This window comes from Citrobacter sp. wls710 (assembly GCF_005281115.1).
GTDB classification, from domain to species: domain Bacteria; phylum Pseudomonadota; class Gammaproteobacteria; order Enterobacterales; family Enterobacteriaceae; genus Citrobacter; species Citrobacter werkmanii.
In genome coordinates, this window is sequence record NZ_SZXD01000020.1 from 1 (window position 1) to 23778 (window position 23778).

Annotated in this window: 28 protein-coding genes; 24 read left to right on the forward strand and 4 right to left on the reverse strand. The window is 43.6% G+C overall.

Annotated elements, in window-relative coordinates:
* The 5 genes from FDX14_RS06105 to FDX14_RS06125 form a co-directional block, all read left to right on the forward strand.
* Positions 1-144 (forward strand): TraR/DksA C4-type zinc finger protein (locus tag FDX14_RS06105; protein WP_137349194.1); only part of this gene is annotated, 144 nt, incomplete at its 5' end.
* Positions 144-644: a class I SAM-dependent methyltransferase gene (locus FDX14_RS06110; RefSeq protein WP_170973577.1), complete on the forward strand. Its 501-nt coding sequence runs from the start codon at positions 144-146 to the stop codon at positions 642-644. The genes FDX14_RS06105 and FDX14_RS06110, both read left to right, overlap by 1 nt.
* Positions 619-858: a DUF4222 domain-containing protein gene (locus FDX14_RS06115; RefSeq protein ID WP_137349196.1), complete on the forward strand. Its 240-nt coding sequence runs from the start codon at positions 619-621 to the stop codon at positions 856-858. Before FDX14_RS06110 ends, FDX14_RS06115 begins: the two co-directional genes overlap by 26 nt.
* A 9-nt stretch (positions 859-867) precedes the next feature.
* Complete coding sequence (locus FDX14_RS06120; protein WP_137349197.1) at positions 868-1143, forward strand: hypothetical protein; 276 nt, start codon at positions 868-870, stop codon at positions 1141-1143.
* Positions 1144-1576: 433 nt separating this feature from the next.
* The gene (locus FDX14_RS06125) at positions 1577-1780 is read left to right on the forward strand and encodes a helix-turn-helix transcriptional regulator (protein WP_137349198.1); all 204 of its coding nucleotides are present in this window, start codon (positions 1577-1579) and stop codon (positions 1778-1780) included.
* A gap of 176 nt (positions 1781-1956) precedes the next feature.
* Here the strand turns inward: FDX14_RS06125 and FDX14_RS06130 are convergent, their stop codons facing one another.
* The gene (locus FDX14_RS06130) at positions 1957-2589 is read right to left on the reverse strand and encodes an ECs1377 family protein (RefSeq protein WP_137349199.1); all 633 of its coding nucleotides are present in this window, start codon (positions 2587-2589) and stop codon (positions 1957-1959) included.
* Between the two features lie 280 nt (positions 2590-2869).
* Here FDX14_RS06130 and FDX14_RS06135 point away from each other — a divergent pair, with 280 nt between their 5' ends.
* The gene (locus FDX14_RS06135; protein WP_137349200.1) at positions 2870-3478 is read left to right on the forward strand and encodes a DUF1062 domain-containing protein; all 609 of its coding nucleotides are present in this window, start codon (positions 2870-2872) and stop codon (positions 3476-3478) included.
* 75 nt (positions 3479-3553) lie between these two features.
* Here the strand turns inward: FDX14_RS06135 and FDX14_RS06140 are convergent, their stop codons facing one another.
* Positions 3554-5452 (reverse strand): methyl-accepting chemotaxis protein, encoded by a 1899-nt coding sequence (locus tag FDX14_RS06140; protein ID WP_042307032.1) that lies wholly within the window; start codon positions 5450-5452, stop codon positions 3554-3556.
* A 529-nt stretch (positions 5453-5981) separates the two neighbouring features.
* On the opposite strand from FDX14_RS06140, the gene FDX14_RS06145 reads away from it, so the two are divergent.
* The 6 genes from FDX14_RS06145 (at position 5982) to FDX14_RS06170 (ending at position 12808) form a co-directional block, all read left to right on the forward strand.
* Positions 5982-6236: a YdgH/BhsA/McbA family protein gene (locus FDX14_RS06145; RefSeq protein WP_042307030.1), complete on the forward strand. Its 255-nt coding sequence runs from the start codon at positions 5982-5984 to the stop codon at positions 6234-6236.
* Positions 6237-6371: 135 nt separating this feature from the next.
* The gene (locus tag FDX14_RS06150; RefSeq protein ID WP_061382134.1) at positions 6372-6965 is read left to right on the forward strand and encodes a Slp family lipoprotein; all 594 of its coding nucleotides are present in this window, start codon (positions 6372-6374) and stop codon (positions 6963-6965) included.
* A gap of 523 nt (positions 6966-7488) precedes the next feature.
* Positions 7489-8019 (forward strand): helix-turn-helix transcriptional regulator, encoded by a 531-nt coding sequence (locus FDX14_RS06155; RefSeq protein ID WP_042307025.1) that lies wholly within the window; start codon positions 7489-7491, stop codon positions 8017-8019.
* 46 nt (positions 8020-8065) lie between these two features.
* Positions 8066-8455, forward strand: coding sequence for a fluoride efflux transporter CrcB (crcB, locus tag FDX14_RS06160; RefSeq protein ID WP_137349201.1), 390 nt, complete (start codon positions 8066-8068; stop codon positions 8453-8455).
* Positions 8456-8491: 36 nt separating this feature from the next.
* Positions 8492-9646: an efflux RND transporter periplasmic adaptor subunit gene (locus FDX14_RS06165; protein ID WP_077949304.1), complete on the forward strand. Its 1155-nt coding sequence runs from the start codon at positions 8492-8494 to the stop codon at positions 9644-9646.
* Positions 9647-9670: 24 nt separating this feature from the next.
* Positions 9671-12808 carry an efflux RND transporter permease subunit gene (locus FDX14_RS06170; protein WP_137349202.1) on the forward strand — a complete coding sequence of 1046 codons (3138 nt, stop codon included), beginning with the start codon at positions 9671-9673 and terminating at the stop codon, positions 12806-12808.
* A 201-nt stretch (positions 12809-13009) separates the two neighbouring features.
* Here FDX14_RS06170 and FDX14_RS06175 read toward each other — a convergent pair whose 3' ends face one another.
* On the reverse strand, positions 13010-13579 hold the full coding sequence (locus tag FDX14_RS06175) for an HdeD family acid-resistance protein (RefSeq protein ID WP_137349203.1): 570 nt from the start codon (positions 13577-13579) through the stop codon (positions 13010-13012).
* 265 nt (positions 13580-13844) lie between these two features.
* On the opposite strand from FDX14_RS06175, the gene hdeA reads away from it, so the two are divergent.
* The 12 genes from hdeA to FDX14_RS06235 all read left to right on the forward strand — a co-directional run bounded on the left by hdeA (position 13845) and on the right by FDX14_RS06235 (position 23048).
* On the forward strand, positions 13845-14159 hold the full coding sequence (gene hdeA / locus FDX14_RS06180; protein WP_042307020.1) for an acid-activated periplasmic chaperone HdeA: 315 nt from the start codon (positions 13845-13847) through the stop codon (positions 14157-14159).
* A 109-nt stretch (positions 14160-14268) separates the two neighbouring features.
* Positions 14269-14559, forward strand: coding sequence for an acid-activated periplasmic chaperone HdeB (hdeB, locus tag FDX14_RS06185; protein WP_137349204.1), 291 nt, complete (start codon positions 14269-14271; stop codon positions 14557-14559).
* A gap of 96 nt (positions 14560-14655) precedes the next feature.
* The gene (locus FDX14_RS06190; RefSeq protein ID WP_042307016.1) at positions 14656-15915 is read left to right on the forward strand and encodes an ammonium transporter; all 1260 of its coding nucleotides are present in this window, start codon (positions 14656-14658) and stop codon (positions 15913-15915) included.
* A gap of 3 nt (positions 15916-15918) precedes the next feature.
* Positions 15919-16221 (forward strand): urease subunit gamma, encoded by a 303-nt coding sequence (locus tag FDX14_RS06195; protein ID WP_061382138.1) that lies wholly within the window; start codon positions 15919-15921, stop codon positions 16219-16221.
* Between the two features lie 18 nt (positions 16222-16239).
* Positions 16240-16668 carry an urease subunit beta gene (locus tag FDX14_RS06200; RefSeq protein WP_042307012.1) on the forward strand — a complete coding sequence of 143 codons (429 nt, stop codon included), beginning with the start codon at positions 16240-16242 and terminating at the stop codon, positions 16666-16668.
* Positions 16669-16677: 9 nt separating this feature from the next.
* On the forward strand, positions 16678-18396 hold the full coding sequence (locus FDX14_RS06205) for an urease subunit alpha (RefSeq protein ID WP_137349205.1): 1719 nt from the start codon (positions 16678-16680) through the stop codon (positions 18394-18396).
* A gap of 13 nt (positions 18397-18409) precedes the next feature.
* The gene (locus FDX14_RS06210) at positions 18410-18973 is read left to right on the forward strand and encodes an urease accessory protein UreE (RefSeq protein WP_042307008.1); all 564 of its coding nucleotides are present in this window, start codon (positions 18410-18412) and stop codon (positions 18971-18973) included.
* A gap of 19 nt (positions 18974-18992) precedes the next feature.
* Positions 18993-19694 (forward strand): urease accessory protein UreF, encoded by a 702-nt coding sequence (locus FDX14_RS06215; RefSeq protein ID WP_042307211.1) that lies wholly within the window; start codon positions 18993-18995, stop codon positions 19692-19694.
* Between the two features lie 12 nt (positions 19695-19706).
* Positions 19707-20366 carry an urease accessory protein UreG gene (gene ureG / locus FDX14_RS06220; protein ID WP_137349206.1) on the forward strand — a complete coding sequence of 220 codons (660 nt, stop codon included), beginning with the start codon at positions 19707-19709 and terminating at the stop codon, positions 20364-20366.
* Complete coding sequence (locus FDX14_RS06225; RefSeq protein ID WP_137349207.1) at positions 20341-21291, forward strand: urease accessory protein UreD; 951 nt, start codon at positions 20341-20343, stop codon at positions 21289-21291. Before ureG ends, FDX14_RS06225 begins: the two co-directional genes overlap by 26 nt.
* Before the next feature lie 31 nt (positions 21292-21322).
* Entirely contained in the window at positions 21323-22312 is a 990-nt protein-coding gene (yut, locus tag FDX14_RS06230) for an urea transporter (protein WP_137349209.1), read from the forward strand.
* 85 nt (positions 22313-22397) lie between these two features.
* The gene (locus FDX14_RS06235) at positions 22398-23048 is read left to right on the forward strand and encodes an MgtC/SapB family protein (protein WP_042307003.1); all 651 of its coding nucleotides are present in this window, start codon (positions 22398-22400) and stop codon (positions 23046-23048) included.
* A 197-nt stretch (positions 23049-23245) separates the two neighbouring features.
* On the opposite strand, the gene FDX14_RS06240 is transcribed toward FDX14_RS06235, so the two are convergent.
* Positions 23246-23778: helix-turn-helix domain-containing protein (locus FDX14_RS06240; protein ID WP_137349208.1), on the reverse strand; the 533-nt coding region annotated here is incomplete at its 5' end.

Consider the following 23778-nt stretch of genomic DNA (forward strand, 5'->3'; position numbering starts at 1 on the left):
AACCACTCAGCAGTATCAGCAACGCACTGTGAGGAATGCGGAGACAATTTGCCGGAGGCTCGCCGGAAAGCGTATCCGGGATGCACTATGTGTGTGGAGTGCCAGAGTGAAATGGAATTGCGTAAGAAGATTGGGAGGATGTGATGCAGCAATCAATTTTAGACATGTGCTGTGGTTCCCGCATGTTTTGGTTCGATAAGCAGGACGATCGCGCTGTATTCAGCGATATTCGCGCCGAGCAACACACCCTTTGCGATGGTCGTCAACTAGTTATTAGCCCGGACATTATTGCAGACTTCCGTGCCCTTCCATTTTCCGATAACTCATTTCCTGTCGTCGTGTTCGATCCTCCTCACCTAGAGCGCGTAGGCGATAACGCATGGATGGGGAAAAAGTACGGGCGACTCAATAAAGAAACATGGCGTGACGACATTAGCGCCGGTTTCGCTGAGGCATTTAGGGTGTTGTGGCCAAACGGCGTACTTATCTTCAAATGGAATGAAACTCAGATACCAGTCAGCCAGATTCTGGCGCTGACTGACGTTAAGCCAATCATCGGCCAACGCACCGGGAAGAACGATAAAACCCACTGGATAATCTTCATTAAAGGTGAATCCAATGTTCCAGCTAATTCAACGGGGTAAGATATACGCTGACAATGCCGGGTGGCCGGTATTAATTCATTCCGTCACATCAGAGATAGTCCACTACTGGCGACAGGGCCGGATCAACACCGCTTCAATAGACCGCTTTAATAACGATTTCGAGCACCTCGACCCACACGAGGCGGCACAGATACGCGCCGAACTTGAAACAGCAGAATACTTAAAACGCCTCCGCGCTATGCGGGCGGCATGAGGAGAGATTATGGGGAAGACATCAATTCGTCTTGAGGAATTTAAGCGAGACGAAAATGGTCTAGAGGACTACAGCAAATACACAGTTATTAGTCACTCCTCGCAGGAACATTCAACAATCGTCGATTGGCCCATCGAACTCGAGTATCGACCGATGACACATCTCAACCAGGTTTCAATGAATATCCACTCCGACCTGCATGAGACAAAAGAAGAAGCCATGGAGCAATTAGGGCGCTGGCTTGTTCGTCTGGGTGAGGCTCTGCAAGAGCACAACTTAAAATGACGCAACTGATAGCCAGTTATGAGCTGGCTATTGGGTGCGAATGCACTGCCACGTTATCCATTTTCCCGGCCAATAGTGCCGGGTTCTTTTTGCCTGGAGAAAACCATGAATATAGTTCAGCACTACGGAAAGAAAGTGACCATTGATGGGAGTGGTGGAATTTACATCGCACATCATTCTGAGCCATGTTGCGTCAAATTATCATGTGATGATGGAGCAAAGAAGGAGCATATTGCTCCAATTATGTTTACCAGATGGGTTATGCATCGTGCAGATAGCCATTCAAGAGTAGGAAGATTTTTACACTTACTCCCTATTATCTGGAAGTTTACCAAGTAGGAGAGATCATGGAATCACACAGTCTCACACTCGATGATGACTGCTTGCTGTAACCAACATTCACTGTTCGATTTCCAAACCGGAGATGAAACCTATGCGCGAACTACGCGACGACTCTCTTATTGACATGAAGTTCATGATCGAAGATGCTGGCTACACGGCGAAGTACTTTTATTCGCAGATTAATGCCGGAAAACTCCCCAAGCCAATCAAACTTGGTCGCACATCACGATGGATGTACGGCGACTACCAGAACTGGAAACGCAGCTACCAATCCCCTCTGAAAAACGCATCATGATTTGCCTTTGTGGGCATAAATGCGGGCATAAATTTCTTCACTTCTACAAATCCTCTTATTTCCCCTGTAGTTACGTCCATTATGTGATGTCTGCAGGGGACACTCTGAACGCTCATATCCTCTGCTAAAAACCCTTTATCTTGTGACCCAAAACGGCAGAGAAATGTCTCTTCAGCTCAACCCTGTGCCAGGCGATAAAACGGAACATTTCTCACTGTTGCAGTGAGATTATCAGACACCATTGTCTGACCCGTCGCTACCCGCATCCCTGATTTTCGCAGCCTCAGTACGTCAGCCGCTATACGCTGGCTGCCAAACCAGAAAAGCCCGTCCAACGCCGTGACATCCAGTCCTGATTCGAGCGCCATCTTCAGGCGTTCCCGTGGAGATTTCACCGCTTTTGCGATCTGCTGGTAAGGGGCTTCGGTCAACCCTTCTGGATCTATGCGCCGGATACGATGCGACAGCCGGTACTGAAATTCATCCGGAATACCGTCAAGGCTCGCTTTCAGGGTATATACACACCCAAAGCGTTTACCATTGAAGATGACGTTTTTCTGGCTAAGCTGTAGCGCGTCACGCACGCTGGCAATCAATTGCGGGGTGCGAAGTAATAACAACCGAAAAGGCAGCTCAAAGCTGGTCACATAGTCCACGTTCAGTAAGGCAATACGCAAACGCTCTTCCGGGCCGGCCTTCATTTCCCGACATTCCGCAATGACGTCAGCCCATTGGCCGGTAAGACGAGAACTTTCAGCAGCCTCTGTAAAGTTGTACTTTTCAGCCTGATAATCAATACGTCCGGTCACACGGCATTCCCTTCTGGCCACATTCGGTATTTGCTGCTCACTTTACCAGCGACAGACGACTATCGAAAGCCCGGCAACATAACGAATATTGACTCAACTCATATACTTAATTGTTATCACACTGCTAATCTCACGGAATTCATTGGCTGGCGGACAGGGTCACCGTGTTAGAAATCTTTTCTTAACCCACTGAAAAATATCTAACAAATATTTTTCTCATATAAAAACGATGGTTCGTTCAATACGGATCCGAATTTATTTGGGTTAAAAAAGGTACGGTATGAAAGTCACATGGACTGTCACTCCTGCCGGGTACCAGCGAATTACCAAACGCTGTCCCGCATGCAATATAAAACGCGAGTTTGCACCTTCCGGTGCCTTCAGGGTTAATTCACAAAAAAAAGTGCTCGATATCTGGAGCATTTATAAATGCACGCATTGTGAATATACGTGGAATATCTCGCTGTTCTCACGGTTTCACATCAGCAAAATTAATCGAGAGCTGTACCATCGGTTTATCACGAACGATGCCAGTACGGCTCACTATTATTCTCATGATAAAGCCACTCTGAGCCGAAACAACGCTGAGCTTGCGGGTAAGCCTGATTTTCGTGTTCAGGAGCAATGGCAGGCCAGCATCAATATTGACCAGCACTTCGCCGTCAGCATCAGGCTTACCTGTGCTTTTCAGATCAGTGCGCTATCGATATTAAAGCGCCAGCTTTTACTCAGCACGGCGGAGATTAAGAAACTGATAGATGAAGGTCATATTCGTGGTATCACCATGAAAGAACTCAAATCCCGAACGTTACGGACAGCAAATGTCGATTTTCACTTGTCTGCGGTAACGTTGTATGCCCGGCGAAGGGTAGTTTTGGCGCTACGTTAATAGAATAAGGCTCATCCTGAGGTAATGAGCCCTCCCGATCCGACACCTTTGCCGGATCGGGATAGCGGTTTTATGTCAGACAACAAAACGATTAACCAGATCCCTCATGGTTACGGAGAGATTATCCAGCCGCTGGCTGTCATTCGCGGCCTGAGAAACCAACGCCGCGTTTTGCTGCGTGACCTGCTCCATGGGTCTCAACGCCTGGTTTATCTGGGAAACACCCAGCGATTGTTCCGTCGCCACCCGGGCGATATCGCCGATATATTGCTTCATACTGGTGGTATTATCCGCCGCCGCTTTTAGCGCGGTAGCTGACGCTGTAACCCGCTCAACGCCCTCGCTGATTTTTACCATATTCTGCGCCACCAGCTCACGGATCTGATTCGCTTCTTTAGCACAGCGCTGTGAAAGGTTACGCACTTCACTGGCAACTACCGCAAACCCCCTGCCCATCTCTCCGGCGCGTGCCGCTTCAACAGCTGCATTCAGCGCCAGCAAATTCGTCTGAAAGGAAATATCATCAATTGAAGTAACGATATTTGAGATTTTCTCACTGGAGGAGCGAATCTCTCCCATACTCTGGTTTGCCGCGCTGGCGACGTTACTTGCCTGGCGAACCTCTTTTTCCAATCTTATTGTCAGGAGCTCCGCTTCGCGGGCATTGTCCGCCGTTTGCGTAATCGTCGTCGAGAGCTGTTCCATACTGGCCACGGCTTCTACAATCGATGCGGCCTGTTCATCGGTGCGCTGGGCCAGATCCTGATTTCCCGCCGTGATACTGCTGCTGGCATCGTACAGCACCAGAGAGCCTTGTTTTATCTCCTGTACGATGTGCTGAATATTTTCCAGCATCGTGTTATAGGCGCGATTGAGTGAAGAAAGCTCGTCTTTCCCTGGCGTCGCCAGACGTTGAGTCAGATCGCCGTTCATACCCGCAATCTTGCTTAGCGTGTCGCTGAACTGACGGTGCATATTGAGTGCGATGGCCCCGGCGAACGCCAATGATGCCAGTAGCGCCAGCAGGCTCACGGCCATATATATCTGCCAGTTCTTACGTGCATCCTGCGCGAGTTTTATCGCACTCTCCCATAGAAGATTCGCCGCCACATTTTCTATCTGTCGCATCACTTCAATACGCTGGGTTTGTACCTTAAACCAGACAGTAGGATCGACGTCAAATCCACCGTTCGCCGCATGGCTAAACGCAGCTTCGCGTAATGAAAGCGCTTGTGTAGCTTCGGTGGATTGTAAGCGACTTTTCAGCATGGCGGCCTGTTCAGGTGAACTCAGGCGCAATGATTGTGCCAGCCAGACATTCTGTTTACTGACCACATCGCTAAGCTGATGTAATTGTCCGTCGGCGAAATGACCAGAGGAAAAGATATTTGACAGCAGCGCTCGCTCAATGCCCGCTTGCTCCTTCAAATTCAGCAAGTTGTAGTAGGCTGCAAATGAATTCGCCATCTCGCCGGAATCCGTCAACGTCCCCAACCGGCCAACAAAATGCAGTACATCAGCAATAACGCTAGTATAAAACTTAACCACCTCAGAGGCTGGCAGACCCAATTGCGTCACCTTTTCCCGAATTGTCGCCAGCGACAGAATATTTTTCTTAAACGCGGCGACAGAGTTGGTCACATCCCCTGCCTGTAAGGCAGTATCGGACAGCGAACGCACAAATATCTCGATCTCGCGATCGGTTAACGCCCGTTGCGCATTTAGTTCATCTTTGAACGTCTTCCCTTCGGCCCCAAGAAATCCGACACTCATTCCACGCTCTTTTTGCAGTTCATGCACCACATTTCCGGCACTGCGTGCGAGGGCTGTCAGTTGGGCAATATTCTCCATCTGTCGTTCTGTTTCGATGCGCGTCCATATTCCTGAACCAGCAAACCAACATAACGCCAATAATAGTGGTTGCAGCGCGATTATTAACTTCATTTTCATCGGCATTCGATAAACCCACCACATGCCACTTACCTCCCTTATCCATATTTTCGTCATGGTTATCGGCGTGACATAGCTGCACTTTAAAATTTTTAAAAAGAAGGATGGGTATTTTTAGGTTTAATATCAGAAAGAATACCTCTATTTGATTACGCGGCACAGAACAAACACCTATCCTATCAATAATTTCAGATCTATATTTTGCGATTTAATAATTTATAGAATATTGTTCTTTCCATCCAAATAACGTAATTATTGTTCCTGTCCAGGACCGCTAACGGGAAAGCCTCAGTAATCAGCTGAAATCTTAATTGCCCCTGCGGGTATAATTAGTTCATAGAGAAAACAATCGATATTCTTTGCAGATCGTAACTGGAATCCAGCGTTAGGATTATTATATTAAACAACAATTCATCAAAAAACATATTTAGATCAACTAATTAATCACCTCCAGAAACGTGGCATCGGTAATAAACTCACTTTTACATTGAATAAAAAAATAAGTTATCTAACATAATTAATGTTCACCATTACTCTATAAGAGAATCAACTTATGAAAAAAATTAGTATCATTGTATTGTTAGGTTCGGTAATCGCATTTTCAGCATATGCCGCAGAGCAAATTACACCAGAACAGGCAAGCAAATATACCAAAATAGGAGAGATTAGCGTAACTGAAGATGGATTCACAATGACTGACGATGGGCTCAGCAAAAAAGTAGATGAAAAAGGTGGCAAATACTACGTAATTACATCAACTGAAGGACATGCTGAACACAAAACTATCAATGCGGACATTTACAACTAAATGCCATGATACAAATAAGTCATTTATAAATTATTCCTACCTGAAAACTCGATTCTCTTGATAAGGGAGAGTCGTGTAATTTTATTATAAGCCTGTTCTATTTAACCTTACATTTAATCTATTTAAGGAGGTGATATGTTAAAGGTTTATACCTCTGGGAAATTACCATATATCGCGCTCACCGCGATTACACTTTTTCTCTCTGGTTGTAGCACTATTCCTGCATCGATTAAAGGTAATAATCAACCAGACTTGCAAAAAGATTTTCTAAAACTGAAGCAAACCCCTGGCCTCTATGTTGGACAACAGGTTCGACTAGGAGGCCTCGTTATTAATGTCGTTAATCAGCCTCAAGAAACGTTGCTCGAAATAGCTGTACTGCCGCTTAATTATAATGCGCAGCCAGAAATTGGGGCACAATATCAGGGACGGATACTGGCCAAAAGCTTAATGTTTCTCGATCCGGTTAACTTTCGCAATCACTATGTTACCGTACTGGGCAACCTGACGGGGAGTCGTACTGGCCGGGTTGGTAATTCCATCTATCCTTTTGTTACAATGAATATTGTTGGTTATCAGGTGTGGCAAGAAGAAACGCGTATTATGCCGGCACCAGGTTTTGACTACGGTATTGGGCCAGTTTGGCCAGCCGACTGGAATGGTATGATGTATCCCGGTTGGGGATGGTACGATCCACCACTAGAAGTAGAGAAAACACTGTCTCCTTAACATTCGATAATTTTCTTCTGTCCATACTCTTCAATGCCTGGAAATCTACGTTCCCAGGCATTACCGCATATATCGCTCACCTTTTATCTTGTTGAATATAAATAAAAAAAGCTGGCGAAGTTATCGCCAGCAAAAGTCTGTATAGGAGTCTCAAGTTCGTCACCAATACAAGTGACATATTTATCCTAATGTTCCAGAAGATATTCTACAAGTTAGCTTTATATAAATTAATCCTGGATAACATAAAACATAATATTTCATACCAATATCTAATTGGTATTTTGCGCCAGGAATTTTCTTATACCAAAATATAAAAACCAATTATTTCATAGCACTGAGAATTTTACTTAGGATTATTATATAGATTTACATCTGGATTAATCAGAAAAATAGATTATGTTTATAACATTAAATAAACATAGTATGGAATAACTATCTCCTGCATCTTCAACCTCAATCGCTAATGTAAAACCCTATTTTTACAAACATTATAACTAGATATATGCACCAAAGGAGCATTGTTATGATTTTCATCATCACAAAGGATTTTTTCCTTTTCCAGGGTATTATTCACCTACAGGAAAAGGAAAAAATCATCAAGATCAATCAACTTTCAGATATTAATTTTAATGACATCGGTCACACTGTAAGAGTAGTTATTGATACTTATCACAATAATATTATAGATGAAGTTACGGTCAGACTGCTTAATCACATTGCTGTGCAAAGAATCATCATCCTTGCCCCTTTTCAAATTAGTAAATTGAAAAGCGCATCGCCTTTACTGTTTGTAAATAGAAAAGAGCCACTTGTGAACTTGCTCTCACTCATCATAGATGAAAAAATTTCATATCAGAAACCGAATGTGGCACTTTCGCATAATCAGCTGAAACTTGTTAATTCGATCATCAATCAGCAAAACATGAATGACATCACCCAATCACTTAACATCTCTGAGCAGACGCTGCGTATTCAAAAATTCAACATTATGCTTAAGCTAAAGCTTAGGCGAATAAGCGATCTTGTCACTCTAAAAATATCACCTTACTTTTAGCATGCAAATGAGTAATATTTTACTCTAATTAGGAAATTGAGGATATATGCTAACATCATTAGTTGCCATTATGATTGGTGGCGGTATAGGAAGTGCTTTACGTTGGGGTATCTCTCAGCGATTAGATGCTTTTTTTCCTTTATTGCCGCCAGGTACTCTCATCTCAAACATAATTGCTGGGTTCATTATTGGCTTTGCTACGGTATTTTTTACACGACTTACATCATTCTCACCAGCAGTTAAACTGATGATCACAACTGGGTTATGTGGTGGTCTGTCGACCTTTTCAACCTTTTCAGAGGAGGTTTTTTCACATTTGCAAAACGAAGATTATATCTGGGCCAGTACAGAAATTGTCGTTCATGTACTGTTTTCCTTGCTCGCCGTTTATATCGGCTTCTTAGTTGCGTCGTTTATTGCCTATTGGTGTCAATAAACCGCAAACTCTCGTGAAATTTATGTGAGCGATATGATGCAGATAAAACGAAAATTCGCGGTAATTGGCCTGCTTAATCTTCTCTTCATCGGCGGATGTGACGACAGTAAAAATACGCTTCCACAACCCGCAGTACCGGATGTGGGTGTTATTACTCTGCAGGCTGAATCAATAAATATCACCAGCAAATTACCAGGGCGCATTGTTCCTTTCGAAATTGCCGAGATACGCCCTCAAGTTGGTGGAATCATACTCAGTCGTCAGTTTAAAGAAGGCAGTAAGGTCAATGCAGGAGAGCAGTTGTTTCAGATTGATTCTGCCCCCTTGCTGGCAGAACTGGATCGAGCGAAGGGTAATCTGGCGAAGGCTCAATCCGCTGCGGATAACAGCCGTTTAACGTTAGATCGTTATAGAACATTACTAAAATCAAATTATGTCAGCCAACAGGACTATGACACGGCTCAAGCTAACGCAAAGGAAGCGCAGGCAAACCTCGTAGTGGCAAAAGCGGCAGTACAAAGTGCCAGAATCAACCTGAACTATGCCAGCGTCACTTCACCACTGAGCGGGTTAAGCGGAAAACCCGCAGTCACCATCGGCGCGTTAGTCACCGCCAACCAGGCACAAGCACTGGTCACGATTCAACGACTTGATCCGGTTTATGTCGATGTTACCCAGTCCGCTAATGATTTTCTTAAGCTAAAAACTGACATGGAACAAGGCGTAATTGAACAAAGCCAAGGGGAGGTGACGGCCTTACTGGAGTTTGATAACGGTAAGCGGTATGCCCACACGGGTAAGTTGCAATTCTCTGACCTCACAGTAGATGAAACAACGGGATCAGTTACGCTCAGAGCTATATTCCCAAATCCTGATAATACTCTTTTACCCGGCATGTATGTTACTGCTGTACTTAATGAAGGCATCCAGCACCATGTATTGTTGGTTCCGCAAGAAGCGGTCACCCGCAACGCCAGCGGCAAAGCGACAACGCTCATTCTCGATGCCGAGAACATCGTCCAGTTGCGTGAAATCACGGCCGCAAAAGCGATAGGAGATAAATGGCTGGTGACGTCAGGATTACGCCCTGGCGACAGAGTAATTGTCTCTGGTCTCCAGCATATTCGGCCAGGCATTAAAGCTCACGCCCTTCCCTCCCCTCTTGAATCAAATCCCCCTTTACCTCAGTAAGGCCGGGTAACAGGAGTCTTCCCTATGGCGAATTTTTTTATTGAGCGCCCAGTCTTCGCCTGGGTTCTTGCTATTATCATGATGTTAAGCGGCATTATTGCCATCACTCAATTGCCCATCGCCCAATACCCCAGCATTGCTCCACCTGCGATAACCATCACCGCGACTTACCCAGGCGCGGATGCACAGACCGTGCAAAACTCGGTGACGCAGATTATTGAACAGAATATGAATGGCCTGGATGGATTAATGTATATGTCCTCTACCAGCGATGCCTCCGGTAATGCGGTCATGACCCTCACGTTCGAATCGGGAACCAATCCAGATATCGCTCAGGTCCAGGTACAAAATAAGCTCCAGTTGGCGATGCCGTCACTTCCACAGCAAGTACAACAACAAGGTATCAGTGTTGATAAAGCAAGTAGCAACATTTTACTTGTTGCCGCATTTATTTCAGATGATGGTTCGCTTAACCAATACGATATTGCCGATTATGTCGCGTCAAATATCAAAGATCCTCTCAGTAGAATCGCAGGAGTGGGTAGCATTCAGTTATTTGGTTCACAGCATGCCATGCGTATTTGGCTCGATCCAGTAAAACTGAATCAATACCAGCTTGTCCCTCAGGACATCATTCAAAAAGTCAAAGTACAAAATAACCAAATATCCGGAGGGCAATTAGGTGGTGCGCCTCAGGCGAAGAGTCAGCAACTGAATGCCTCCATTATCGTTCAGACCCGACTGCAAAATGCTGAGGAGTTTGGAAATATTCTTCTGAAAGTTCAACAGGATGGATCACGAGTCACCCTGAACGACGTTGCCCATATTGAGCTGGGCGCTGAAAGTTACGGCACGGTTGCGAAGTATAATGGGAACCCCGCAGCAGGAATTGCGATTAAATTAGCGACTGGCGCGAATGCCCTTGATACCGCCAAATTAGTAAAAGAGGAAATATCCCGACTTTCACCCTGGTTTCCCTCTGGGCTCAAAACAGTTTATCCCTATGACACAACCCCTTTTATTCAGATATCGATACAAGAAGTAGTTAAAACGCTGGTTGAAGCCATTGTTTTAGTTTTCATCGTTATGTATCTATTCTTACAAAATTTTCGGGCAACACTTATTCCAACAATTGCAGTCCCTGTTGTGATATTAGGCACATTTGCAGTGCTCGCTGTAGCCGGCTTTACCATCAATACTCTGACCATGTTTGGCCTTGTTCTGGCTATTGGCCTGCTTGTTGATGATGCTATTGTGGTTGTCGAAAATGTTGAACGTGTGATGGCCGAAGAACACCTTTCGCCAAAAGAAGCCACACATAAATCGATGTTGCAAATTCAGGGGGCACTGGTGGGAATTGTTCTTGTCCTCTCGGCTGTATTCATACCAATGGCGTTACTGGGTGGTTCCACCGGAGAAATATACCGGCAATTCTCAGTGACTATTGTTGCCGCCATGGCGCTTTCCTTATTAACCGCATTGTCATTAACACCCGCACTGTGCGCCACATTGATCAAGCCGGTTCATCCAGATTCCCCCCACTCTCCACCACGTTTTTTCGCGTTGTTTAACCAGTATTTTGAGCGTTTTACTCAACATTACAGCGACAGTACACGCAAAATAGTGCGAGTAACGTCTCGATATATCTTTCTGTATTTGCTAATTATTATTACCATGATAGTGCTTTTTCTGCGCATTCCGACCTCGTTTTTACCTGAGGAAGATCAGGGCGTTTTGCTTACCATGGCCCAGTTGCCGCCTGGCGCGACGCTGGTAAAAACCAATCAAGTACTTGCAGATATAAACCGCTACTACCTGGAACAGGAAAAAAAGAATGTGGAATCTGTCTTTACGGTTAGCGGTTTTGGATTCAGTGGACAAGGTCAGAACAACGGTCTGGCTTTTGTCAGCCTGAAGCCCTGGTCTGAGCGCACAGCCAGTACTGACGGTATTAATGCAATTATTCAACGTGCGGCTAAAGCACTAAGTACAATCAATCAGGCTATCGTCTATCCTTTCAATCTACCCGCCGTACCCGAACTAGGAACGGCCTCAGGGTTTGATCTGGAACTTATTGATAAAGCCAGTCTGGGTCATCAAAAACTCACTCAGGCAAGAAATCAGCTCCTCGGAATGGCAAAACAGCATCCCGAACAGGTAGTCGGCGTTCGCCCCAATGGACTGGAAGATACCCCCATGTTCAGGGTACAGGTCAATGCAGCAAAAGCAGAATCGATGGGAGTCTCTCTTAGCGATATTAATCAAACGATCTCAACCGCTTTTGGTAGCAGCTACGTCAACGACTTTCTGGATAACGGACGCGTCAAAAAGGTCTTTGTGCAGGCCGCCATCCCCTATCGCATGTTGCCGGAAAATATTAATAGTTGGTATGTTCGTAACGCATCAGGTGATATGGTTCCGTTTAGCGCTTTTGCCTATACAGAATGGACCTATGGATCACCGCGTCTTGAACGCTATAACGGTTCTCCTTCGATGGAGATTCTTGGTGAAGCCGCGCCAGGTAAAAGTACCGGTGATGCCATGGCATTTATGGTCTCGCTCATCGAAAAGCTACCTGCTGGTATTGGATATGACTGGACAGGAATGTCTTATCAGGAGCGCTTATCCACCGACCAGGCCCCTATGCTGTACTTTATTTCAATCATTGTTGTTTTTCTGTGTCTGGCTGCACTCTATGAAAGCTGGTCAATTCCATTTGCCGTAATGCTGGTTGTTCCACTTGGTATTGTTGGAGCCTTGCTAGCGACCTGGCTACGCGGATTAACCAATGATGTTTATTTTCAGGTAGGTCTTTTGACCACGATTGGGTTATCCGCCAAAAATGCAATTTTGATTGTGGAATTTGCCGTTGAGATTATGCAAAAACAGGGGAAAAGCGATATCGAAGCAACATTGGATGCAGCACGTATGCGCCTAAGACCGATCCTGATGACCTCTCTGGCATTCATTCTTGGCGTGCTTCCATTGGTTATCAGCCATGGTGCGGGCTCGGGTGCGCAAAATGCGGTAGGAACAGGAGTTATGGGCGGGATGATAGCAGCAACCATCCTGGCGATATTTTTTGTTCCCGTATTCTTTATTGTTATACATCGTTTATTCGCTAAAATAGCCACAACCACAGGAGCCAGGAATAATGATTAGGATATATTTATAAAATGTAATTACGATAGTTTTTGAAATATATCACGAGATTATTTATGATTATAGAGGCATCAGCACATACTGCCCCCTGAGAACACATTTAGCTATGCTTCCATTTTTACTGCCCGCAAGGGCAGTTTTTTTATATCTTAATGACCCCGTTACCGGGGTCTGGTGATAACATTATCTGAGGCTGTAATGCTATGGCTTACGAAACTGATTGGCAATAAATACACAGCTAATCCCACTCAACATGAGTTCAATACCCGTTACCATTGACACCATATAAATCGATGCCTGCGGTGCAGCAGTAATAAAACACCATGCAATAAAAAGATCCAAAATACCGATCACCCCATGCAACCATACTTTTTTATCTTTACGCCATTTAAAAAATGTGGTCAGTCGAATAACGCCTCCCAGACAAAACAGACACGCTAAAAAGGTTGCAATAGCAAAAATTCCCAACTCGGGTGCCGTAATGAAAAAATAGCCCATCAAAAAATATGCAATACTGACGACTACCCCAGAAACAACGGGCCAAAAGTTATGCACTCTGTTCTTAAACATACCTATCGCCAATGCCACACCGCTACACATCAAAATTACGCCGACAATAATACTCAGTACACCTCCGGATACATATGGAAAAAGAATAAAAAGTATACCACCTAAGAACATCAGGCATGCCAGAAACTTAAGAAATCTCCGCTGTTTAACCAGCACGTCATCGTCAAGCTTAGATAAAATATCTCGTGTCACATTTAACATTTGCTTCTCCTGTTAGCCAGATTTCTACTGACAACATTAATTTATGCTAAATATCATTAATAAATAACACATCGTTAATAATATAGTCTGATAACTTCGTCTTAAACAAAGTGCAACCCTTTAAAACAAAAAGAAAATATTAAACATATAAAAAAATCGGCCCCATTCAAAATATGACACTTATGCGATTCCAGGATATATATTAATAGTCGCAATGAGACTTTCCACCCGTCGATATTAATTGATACAACAAGAGGTACCTTAGATGAATAAAACATTAAGCATTGTCATTGGCTCTCTACTCATTATCCCTGCGCTAAGTCAGGCGGCTGATAGTCACAAACCAGTCAGCCAGTGGACATGTGAAGATTTTCTTGCCACAGACGCCACCTTCCAACCCACCGTAGTTGGCTTTGCTGAGGCCCTGAATAAGAAAGACAAACCGGAAGATGCGGTACTGGATGTTAAAGGCGTTGAAACTGTGACTCCTGCGCTAGTTCAAGCATGTATGCAGGATAAAAAAGCCAATTTTAAGAAAAAAGCCGACAGTGAGTGGGACAAAATCAAAAAGGATCTGTAGTAAAGCCAACACCAATAACTTTATTTATTGATATCCCTGAAGCGAGGGCTGTCCCCAGCAGTTCCCGCTTCAGTAAATAAATCTGATTCAATACACCGCGAGGTTATATATGAAACGCGTACTCATCACATTAACTCCTCTATTATCATTATTAATATTAAGTATCCCATTGGCGCATTCGGCAGAAAACAGCCCTGACAAAATGACCTGTCAGGAGTTTATCAATCTGAATCCCAAAGCAATGCTTCCTGTCGCATGGTGGATGCTTAATGAAGAAACGGTTTATAAAGGAGGAGACTCTGTCTCTTTGAATGAAACAGATCTTACCAGCATTCCACAAGTTATTGAATATTGCAAACATAACCCGCAATTAAAATTGTATTCATTCAAAGATAGATAATTATCTGTCAAAACAACAAGTAGTGATTAGCCCTTCGTACTCAGAATAGCTAAAGCACATCATCTTTCTAAACCTTAAGCAAGGGGCACAGGGTATATGGGAATATTACCTGTACAGTTTCAGATACTGGATCCAGCTAATACAGCATTTATGCTGTTGTGCACTAGTCTGGTCATGTTAATGACACCGGGGCTTGCTTTTTTTTACGGTGGTTTAGTCCAGCGTAAAGGCATACTCACCATTATGTTCCAAAGTTTTGTATCGATGAGCTGGGTAGCAATACTGTGGTTTTCTGTCGGTTATTCTTTAGCCTTCGGCCCTAGTCTTAATGGTATTATCGGCGATCCACTTCACTATGCTTTTTTACATAATATCAATGCCAACACGCTGTTTACCGGTAATAACGCAGGGATCCCCCTTCTGGTTCATTTTGTTTACCAAATGATGTTCGCTATTATCACCCCAGCCCTGATTACTGGCGCTTTTGTTGGTAGAGTAAAATTCAAGGCATATCTGATATTTATTACTCTATGGACATTATTCGTTTACTGTCCGTTTGTGCATATGGTCTGGAGCCCACAAGGCGTAATGGCTAAATGGGGTGTGGTTGATTTTGCCGGTGGTATTGTCGTCCATGCAACAGCCGGATTCGCGGCACTGGCTTCCGCTTTATACGTTGGGCGACGAGTGATTCAACCCGATGGTAGCCATAACATTCCTTATATCGCTCTGGGTGCAGGATTGCTCTGGTTTGGCTGGTATGGTTTTAACGCTGGATCAGAATTGCAGGTTAACACTATTACCGTTTCCGCTTTTGTCACCACCGATATTGCTGCTGCTTTTGCGGGAGCAACATGGCTATTAATTGAGAAAATGCACACCGGCAAACCTAAGTTCGTAGGTTTCCTGACCGGGGCCGTCGCAGGTCTAGCCACCATAACACCTGCAGCAGGATATGTTTCAATTGAATCTGCCGCATTTATTGGCATTATTGCTGGTTTTATCTGCTATTACTGCGCACTGCTCGTTAAAAAATATGTCGACGATGCACTGGACGTTTTTGGCGTACATGGTATGGGTGGCATTACTGGTTCTATTTTACTCGGTGTTTTTGCTTCTCAGGCCTGGAACAGCAAAGGGCCATCAGGATTGCTGGAAGGCGGTGGAATATTACAGGTGGCGAAACAACTCGCCGCAGTACTGATTACCAGCATATGGTCTTTTATCTTTACTCTGCTCATTTTATGGATAATTAACAAAGTTACCCCGGTGCGGATTTCAATCAATGACGCGCGCCAATCTCCTGATTATTCAGCATTTGGCGAAGATGCATATGCCCCTTCAGGTAAGGAGTAATTAATGAAACTTAGCCCCAGAGAAATAGAGAAAATAATGATTTATTCACTTGCCAGTGTGGCTCAAAGTAGAAAAGAAAAAGGAATAAAACTAAATTATCCAGAAGCCGTTGCTATTATTGCGTCAACAGCCATGGAGAGTGCCAGAGAAGGAAATGATCTGGAAACCGTTATGAATAAATCAAGAGATATTCTGAGTAAAGATGATGTCATGGAAGGTGTCGCAGATCTTATCCCACAAATACAGGTTGAAGCTATTTTTACCGATGGCAGCAGACTGATAACTGTGCACGATCCTATTCGTTAATGGCAGGAGAAACGAACTATGCCTGAAGATAAAAACGCAATACCTGTACCCTATGGTGGCTACGTTTTAAACGATACTCCTGTTTCATTTAATACAGAGAAACCTGTAACAAAAGTACGTGTCAAGAATACGGGAGATCGCCCTGTTCAGGTAGGCTCACATTTTCATTTTTTTGAGGTTAACAAAGAACTAGAGTTTGATCGTGAAAGTGCACTGGGTAAACGTTTAAATATTACGGCCACTACCGCAATACGTTTTGAACCGGGTGATGAAATAGAGGTAGAACTCATCCCCTATAGTGGTAATAACGATATTTTTGGCTTTAATAATCTTGTCGATATGACCGGTCAACAGCTCGCTGACGTCATAAATGATCCAATAAAACTGAAATCACTTATTGATAATGCTCGGCAAGCCGGCTTCAAAATGCCAAACAATCCCAGCTAAGGAGCTCTTATGCCAACTATATCCAGAAAGGAATATTCCAGTCTGTTTGGTCCTACGACCGGTGATAAAATTCGTTTAGGCGAAACTGATTTATATATTGAAATCGAACAAGATTTACGTGGTTATGGTGACGAATCAGTCTATGGCGGAGGAAAATCTCTACGTGATGGAATGGGCGCGAATAATCAGTATTCCCGTGACCTGGGTGTCCTCGATCTGGTTATTACAAATGTCACGATAGTTGATGCAAAACTTGGTGTAGTTAAAGCGGATGTAGGCATCAAGGATGGGCTGATCTCGGGTATTGGTAAAAGTGGTAATCCCGCAATTATGTCTGGTGTAACGCCGGGGATGACGGTTGGACTTAGCACGGATGCTATTTCAGGCGAGCATTTAATTCTGACTGCGGCAGGCATCGACTCCCACATTCATCTCATCTCACCTCAGCAAGCTTATGCGGCATTATCTAACGGCGTTACCACCTTCTTCGGTGGAGGTATAGGACCCACTGATGGTACGAATGGAACCACAGTGACTGCCGGTCCTAAGAATATGCGCGCTATGTTACGCGCATGGGAAGGAATTCCGGTCAATATTGGTCTCCTGGGCAAAGGCAATGCATACAATAAAGCGCCTCTCGAAGAGCAAATCATTGCCGGTGCTGTTGGGCTAAAAGTACATGAAGACTGGGGCGCTACACCAAATGCGCTTCGACATGCGCTTCGCACCGCCGATGCTATGGATATTCAGGTCTCTGTACACACTGACAGTCTCAACGAAGCAGGATATGTCGAGAATACGATTGCCGCCTTTGAAGGAAGGACAATTCACACTTTTCATACAGAAGGCGCTGGCGGTGGTCATGCCCCGGATATCATTAAGGTCGCCAGCCAACCAAACGTCCTGCCAAGCTCCACCAATCCAACGCTACCTTTTGGGATCAACAGCCAGGCAGAACTGTTCGATATGATTATGGTGTGCCACAACCTCAATCCTAACGTGGTCGCCGATGTTTCATTTGCAGAAAGCCGCGTTCGTCCTGAGACCATTGCAGCAGAAAATATCCTGCATGATATGGGCGTCATAGCGATGTTCTCCAGTGATTCTCAGGCTATGGGACGTGCGGGCGAAAACTGGCTTCGTCTGGTACAAACCGCACATGCCATGAAAGCAGCACGCGGAAAATTGCCAGAAGATAATCCAGGAAATGACAATTTCCGTGTTCTCCGATACGTCGCCAAAATTACAATTAACCCAGCCATTACACAAGGCGTCAGCCATATTATTGGTTCTGTTGAAGTGGGTAAGATGGCTGACCTGGTACTCTGGGAACCACAATTTTTTGGTGCCAAGCCGAAACTCATTATTAAAGGTGGAATGATCAACTGGTCTTTGATGGGTGATCCTAATGCTTCACTGCCTACACCTCAGCCCGTATTTTATCGTCCTATGTTTGGTGCAATGGGAAAAACCCTGCAGGATACCTGTCTTACCTTCGTATCACAGGCAGCCTTTGATGATGACGTTAAAGAAAAAGCGGGCCTTGAAAGACAGGTTGTCGCAGTTCAAAACTGTCGAAATATCAGTAAACACGACCTTATCAGAAATAATGCGACCCCAAAAATTGACGTCAACCCAGAGACATTCGCCGTCAAAGTTGATGGTGTACATGCAACCTGCCAACCCATTCAAACTGCGGTAATGAATCAAAAATATTTCTTTGGTTAATAGGAAAAAAGCAATGTACTTAATTGAAAAAACTCTCGGGAATATCAATTCTCGTGGCGAGCTTGATCTCTCTGCTGAGGGTATTAAACATGATGTGCTGGTACTCGAACAATGGGAGGCACAAAAAAGTCGTTGCCGTAAAAAAAGTCAATTCGGCTACGATATCGGTTTATCTCTGGACCGTCATCTCCGTCTTAATGATGGCGACATTCTTTTATATGACAAAAATAACCGTTATTTACTTACTGTAAAAATACAGCTCCGACGCGTGATGATTGTTGACCTTGGATTATTTGGCGTAGAGAAAATTACCGACCTTCTCACCCGTGCTTTTGAATTAGGTCATGCTCTAGGGAATCAGCACTGGAAGGCCGTCATAAAAGGATACTGCGTTTTTATTCCCATTGTAGTGGCCGACAAGATGTTGGCTTCAGTAATGAAATCTCATGGTTACACCGAGGGTCAGTATTACTTCACTGAAGGTGAAAAAGTCATTCCACTCTTAACCCCATCTGAATCCAGACTTCTATTTGGCGGTACTGAAGAAGCGCATACACATGTACACATTGATCACTAACGTAATAGGGTTGCCGAACATGCCAGATAGTTCACATAGATTACTGAACATTGCACGAATACTGCAGTTTGGAGATTCAGTCCTTCCTGTCGGGGCATTTACTTTTTCCTGCGGGGTTGAGTCTGCTATTTCATGCGGAATTGTCTATGACCACAAGACCCTCAAACAATATGTCTGTACAGCACTATTGCAATCTGCAAAATGTGATGCAGTCGCGCAAATACAAAGCATGCGTGCCTGCCACAATAACAAGTTAAGTGAGCTTATCTCTATTGATAATGATGTGATCAGTAGAAAACTATCGCCAGAATCCCGGTTGATGACCCAAAGAATGGGTAAAAAACTAACTGAGCTTGCAGCGGCTATTTACCATGATCGGGTATTTAACTGGTGGCTTGAGCAAATTCGTCAGGGCCGAGTTAATGGCACTTATCCTGTCTCTCATGCCTTGTTGATGCATCATTTAAAGCTTAATGAAGAAGTTATGCTGGTCATGCATTTTTATGGTGTAGCGATGACTATTCTGAGTGCGGCGCAAAGATTGATGAGGATTACGCATCTGGATAGCCAAAAAATCATGGCTGAAGCCACGCTACTTTTTCCTGATTATGCTGAAATGGCGCTTAACACCCGTCCGGAAGAAATGTCTTCATTTTCTCCGGTAGTCGATATTCTGGCGGCTATCCACGTCGATGCCCATGTACGTCTATTTATGAATTAACTGAGGTTTGTAATGAAGAAAATTACCCGGATAGGTATTGGCGGTCCCGTAGGTTCAGGAAAAACGGCTATTATTGAAGTTATTACTCCTGTTCTTATTCATCGTGGATATAAACCCTTGATCGTAACCAATGACGTTGTTACAACAGAAGATGCAAAGCAGGTCAAAAGAACATTAAAAGGAATATTAGAAGAAGAAAAAATCATTGGCGTTGAAACAGGAGCATGCCCACATACAGCTGTACGTGAAGATCCCAGTATGAATATTGCTGCCGTTGAAGAAATGGAAGAAAAATTTCCAAATAGCGATTTAATAATGATAGAAAGCGGTGGTGATAATCTCACCCTCACTTTCAGCCCCGCATTGGCCGACTTTTATATTTATGTCATTGACGTGGCTGAAGGGGAAAAAATCCCACGTAAAAATGGTCCTGGCCTGGTACAGGCGGATATTTTGGTCATCAATAAAATTGATTTAGCACCATATGTCGGTGCCAGTCTAGAGGTAATGGAATCGGATACCCGTCATGTCAGAAATAGTCGCCCTTATGTTTTAACTAACTGTAAAACGGGTGAAGGTATTGAGCAGCTTGTCGACATGATTGAGCGTGATTTTTTATTTGGCCACACGATTAAAGGAAAGCTGGATGACTCACCCACAGAATTTGAATAATCTGGTGGAAAAGGCCCGGATGTGTTGGGAGAAGCAGATCCCTGTAGAATATCGTCAGCAGCCCGAGCAAATGCCCAGCGGAGCGATCGGGAAGGATGGTTTTTTATATCTCAGCTTTACCCGTTCCGGGAGAAAAAGCATTCTTCATCGTATGGAAAAACGAACACCGTTGTTTGCACAAAAGGCCTTGTATCATGACGAAGCGCTGCCCGTTCTTCCCTGCGTGACCGTGATCTCAACTTCAGGTTGTGTGCTACAAGGGGATCGCATGGTGTTATCTATTAATGTGGGTGAAAATGCTTTCGCCAGCGTTAGTACCCAATCAGCCACCAAAGTGCATTCCATGGATAAAAATTATGGGGCTCAGCTTCAAATTATCCAGCTGAACGAAAATGCTTATCTGGAATATCTACCCGACCCTTTAATTCTGCACCGCAACGCAAAATTTATTAATGATACCGTGATTGATTATAAAAGAAGCGCAACCCTTATTTATTCAGAAATCATTATACCTGGCCGTCGTTATCACCATGAAAATGAGCTGAACGGTTTTGACTATTATTCATCAACTGTAACTGCAAAAGATGAGTCCGGACACGTTGTTTTTAAGGAGCAAATTGCGCTAAAACCCAGAGAGCATCCAATGACAGATATCGGAGTTATGGGAGATTTTCAGGTTCTCGGCACCATTTTTATATTAACTCCAATAGAAAACATATCATCCATTCTGACAGTTTTCCCTCCCTATTATGGCAAGGATTGTTGCTATGGTATGTCAACACTACCAGCAGAATCTGGTCTGGTATTTAAGATACTCGCTAATGACAGTGCCATTGTAAAAGAACATCTTCGCAAGGTTTGGGCTATGGTAAGAAAAATCGTTCTGAATGCAGAATTACCGCCACCGTTTATCTGGAAAAAATGATATCCTTTACAATCTCTACTGGTAAATAATGATGACAACACACCCCATCTCGTTATTCTGGAAGAACAATGCGGATAAGCATTATTCACTCAAAATTATTGATATATCATTACGTGGTTGTGCTCAGGTAATGTTCCAAAATAATCCCATCACAGGATTACTTTTTTTTATTGCTATATTTATTGCTGCTTATAACAACAACAACCCTTTAGCGGCATGGGGGTGTATAATCGGAACTGTCCTGGCTTCGATAACAGGGGCAATAGCCCATGATGTTAAAAGTTGGCGGGATGGTCTCTATAGTTATAATGGCTGTCTGGTCGGCATCGCTATTCCTGTATTTATAACTGCGACGCCAATAATGTGGCTATGCCTGGTCGTTGGTAGTGTTGTATCAGTTATTGCTACGGTATGCATTGCCGATATACTAAAAACATGGAAAGTCGCTGCGCTAACGGCCCCATTCGTGCTGACAACCTGGGTAATTCTACTTGCCAGCTATGCTTTTCATAATATCTATGGCTCAGGCCTTCCTGCCCCTGAATTGTCACAACATTACATAGCAGAGTCTCAAAACCATTACTCAATTAGCTTTTTTATAGACGGTACACTACATGGGATCTCGCAAGTTTTTTTATTCCCAGGGATCTTTGCTAGTTTGTTCTTCATTGCTGGTCTGGCGGTAGAATCTGTCGTATGTGCCTGTTACGCCATCATTGGTTCTTTTATTGCGACACTCCTTGCTTGTTATCTGGGAGCCAATCCTCACGACATTGCGGCAGGATTGTATGCCTTTAGCGCCGTTCTCACGTCAGTAGCACTGGGCACAGTCTTCAATCACCCTGGCTGGCAAGTCTTTATTTACACTGTTTCAGGAATTATCTTTACGGTTTTTATTCAGGCAGCAATGAATGTGCTTTTAATGCCTTTTGGCCTGCCGACCTTAACCATGCCGTTTGTTATTTCATCATGGTTATTTCTGGTTCCAAATAAAGAATTAATGCCAGAACATCGTCATTAATTAAATAATACGGTTAAGGTAACCATATTTTAATTATTTCTGCATGTATGACTTCCGTTATAACTGTAGTACAGAGAGAATCATTATGACTGAAGAGTTTCTTTTACGACTCATATTAGCCAGTTTCTTAGGTGGTATAATTGGTCTGGAACGTCAAATACGTGCCAAAGAAGCAGGAGTACGGACTCATATACTGATTGGTATCGGCAGTGCCATGTTCATGATTGTTTCTAAATACGGTTTCTATGATGTTATTGGGCATGAACATATTGGATTAGACCCCAGCAGAATCGCAGCCCAGGTTGTCACAGGTGTTGGTTTTCTGGGCGCGGGAAATATATTGGTCCAAAAACAAACCATTAGAGGTTTAACGACAGCCGCGGATGTGTGGGTCACTGCAGCAATAGGTCTGGTCATCGGCAGCGGAATGTACGAAGTCGGCATCGTGGGTACGATTATGGCACTCATCGTGCTGGAGTTCTTCCGTCAACTTACCTACCGCTTTTTAAATCATCACTTGCAACTACGGATACGTATTGCAGACGGTGCAGCACAATCTGTTCTGGCCTGGATTACTGACCAGGGTTATCGCATACAAGTGCGTTCACTGGCTAAAGATACGGTTGAATGTTATGTGCTTACGGCAAATTTAGAGTGCACAAAAGAAATCGATGTGTTTCAGGTGATTTCTTTGCTGAATAAAAACCCTGCTATTAAAGAGGTCTCTGTGGAGTAATGTTATAAATATAAATATTATGCTACATACAATAATAACTTGCTTTATTATTGTATGTAGTGTTTATTTTTAAGAATAGGATTAAACTATTATTTTAAAAGATACAGGCGTGGAAACCTGTGCTATACAATACTTGCCAATTCTGCACTTTAACAATTTAATCCTAATCTCGAAACACGACATCCTGTATCTGGTTACTACAGATAACAGGATATTTGATGTCGTACTAAATCACTCATTTTCCTGAGTTTCAGCAACAACATTATATTATACTTATGACAATAGTAGGTCTTTAATGAGATATGCATTTCCTGAGCAATTGAGTAACATGATTTTTGCTGCAAAATGTAGGTAAGAATTTGATGCTGGCGACGAGAAAAGGATAGTTCTGGAGAAATATCACAATTTTCATCGCAATTCAGCAAAGTAATAAAAGCATGCAGCGAAACGTTTCGATTGATAAAAACAACAGGGGTATCTCCGAAGCATCTTTTGATTTTGAATGGCGAAAGTATGAAAACCTTAGCTGGTTGAATCCTCTCCAGTTGATAATCTATACTGGTATAGAAAATGTTGTTGTTAAACGTATCAATTATCACTTTTACTTTACGCTCTTCTATATTGCAAAAGTCTTCAGCATGCTGAATATGGACAATAACGTCTGTTTTGATAAGGTGATAAATAGCCTGTAGCAACATAATATTAGACTGGCCCCCTGAATCACCAGACA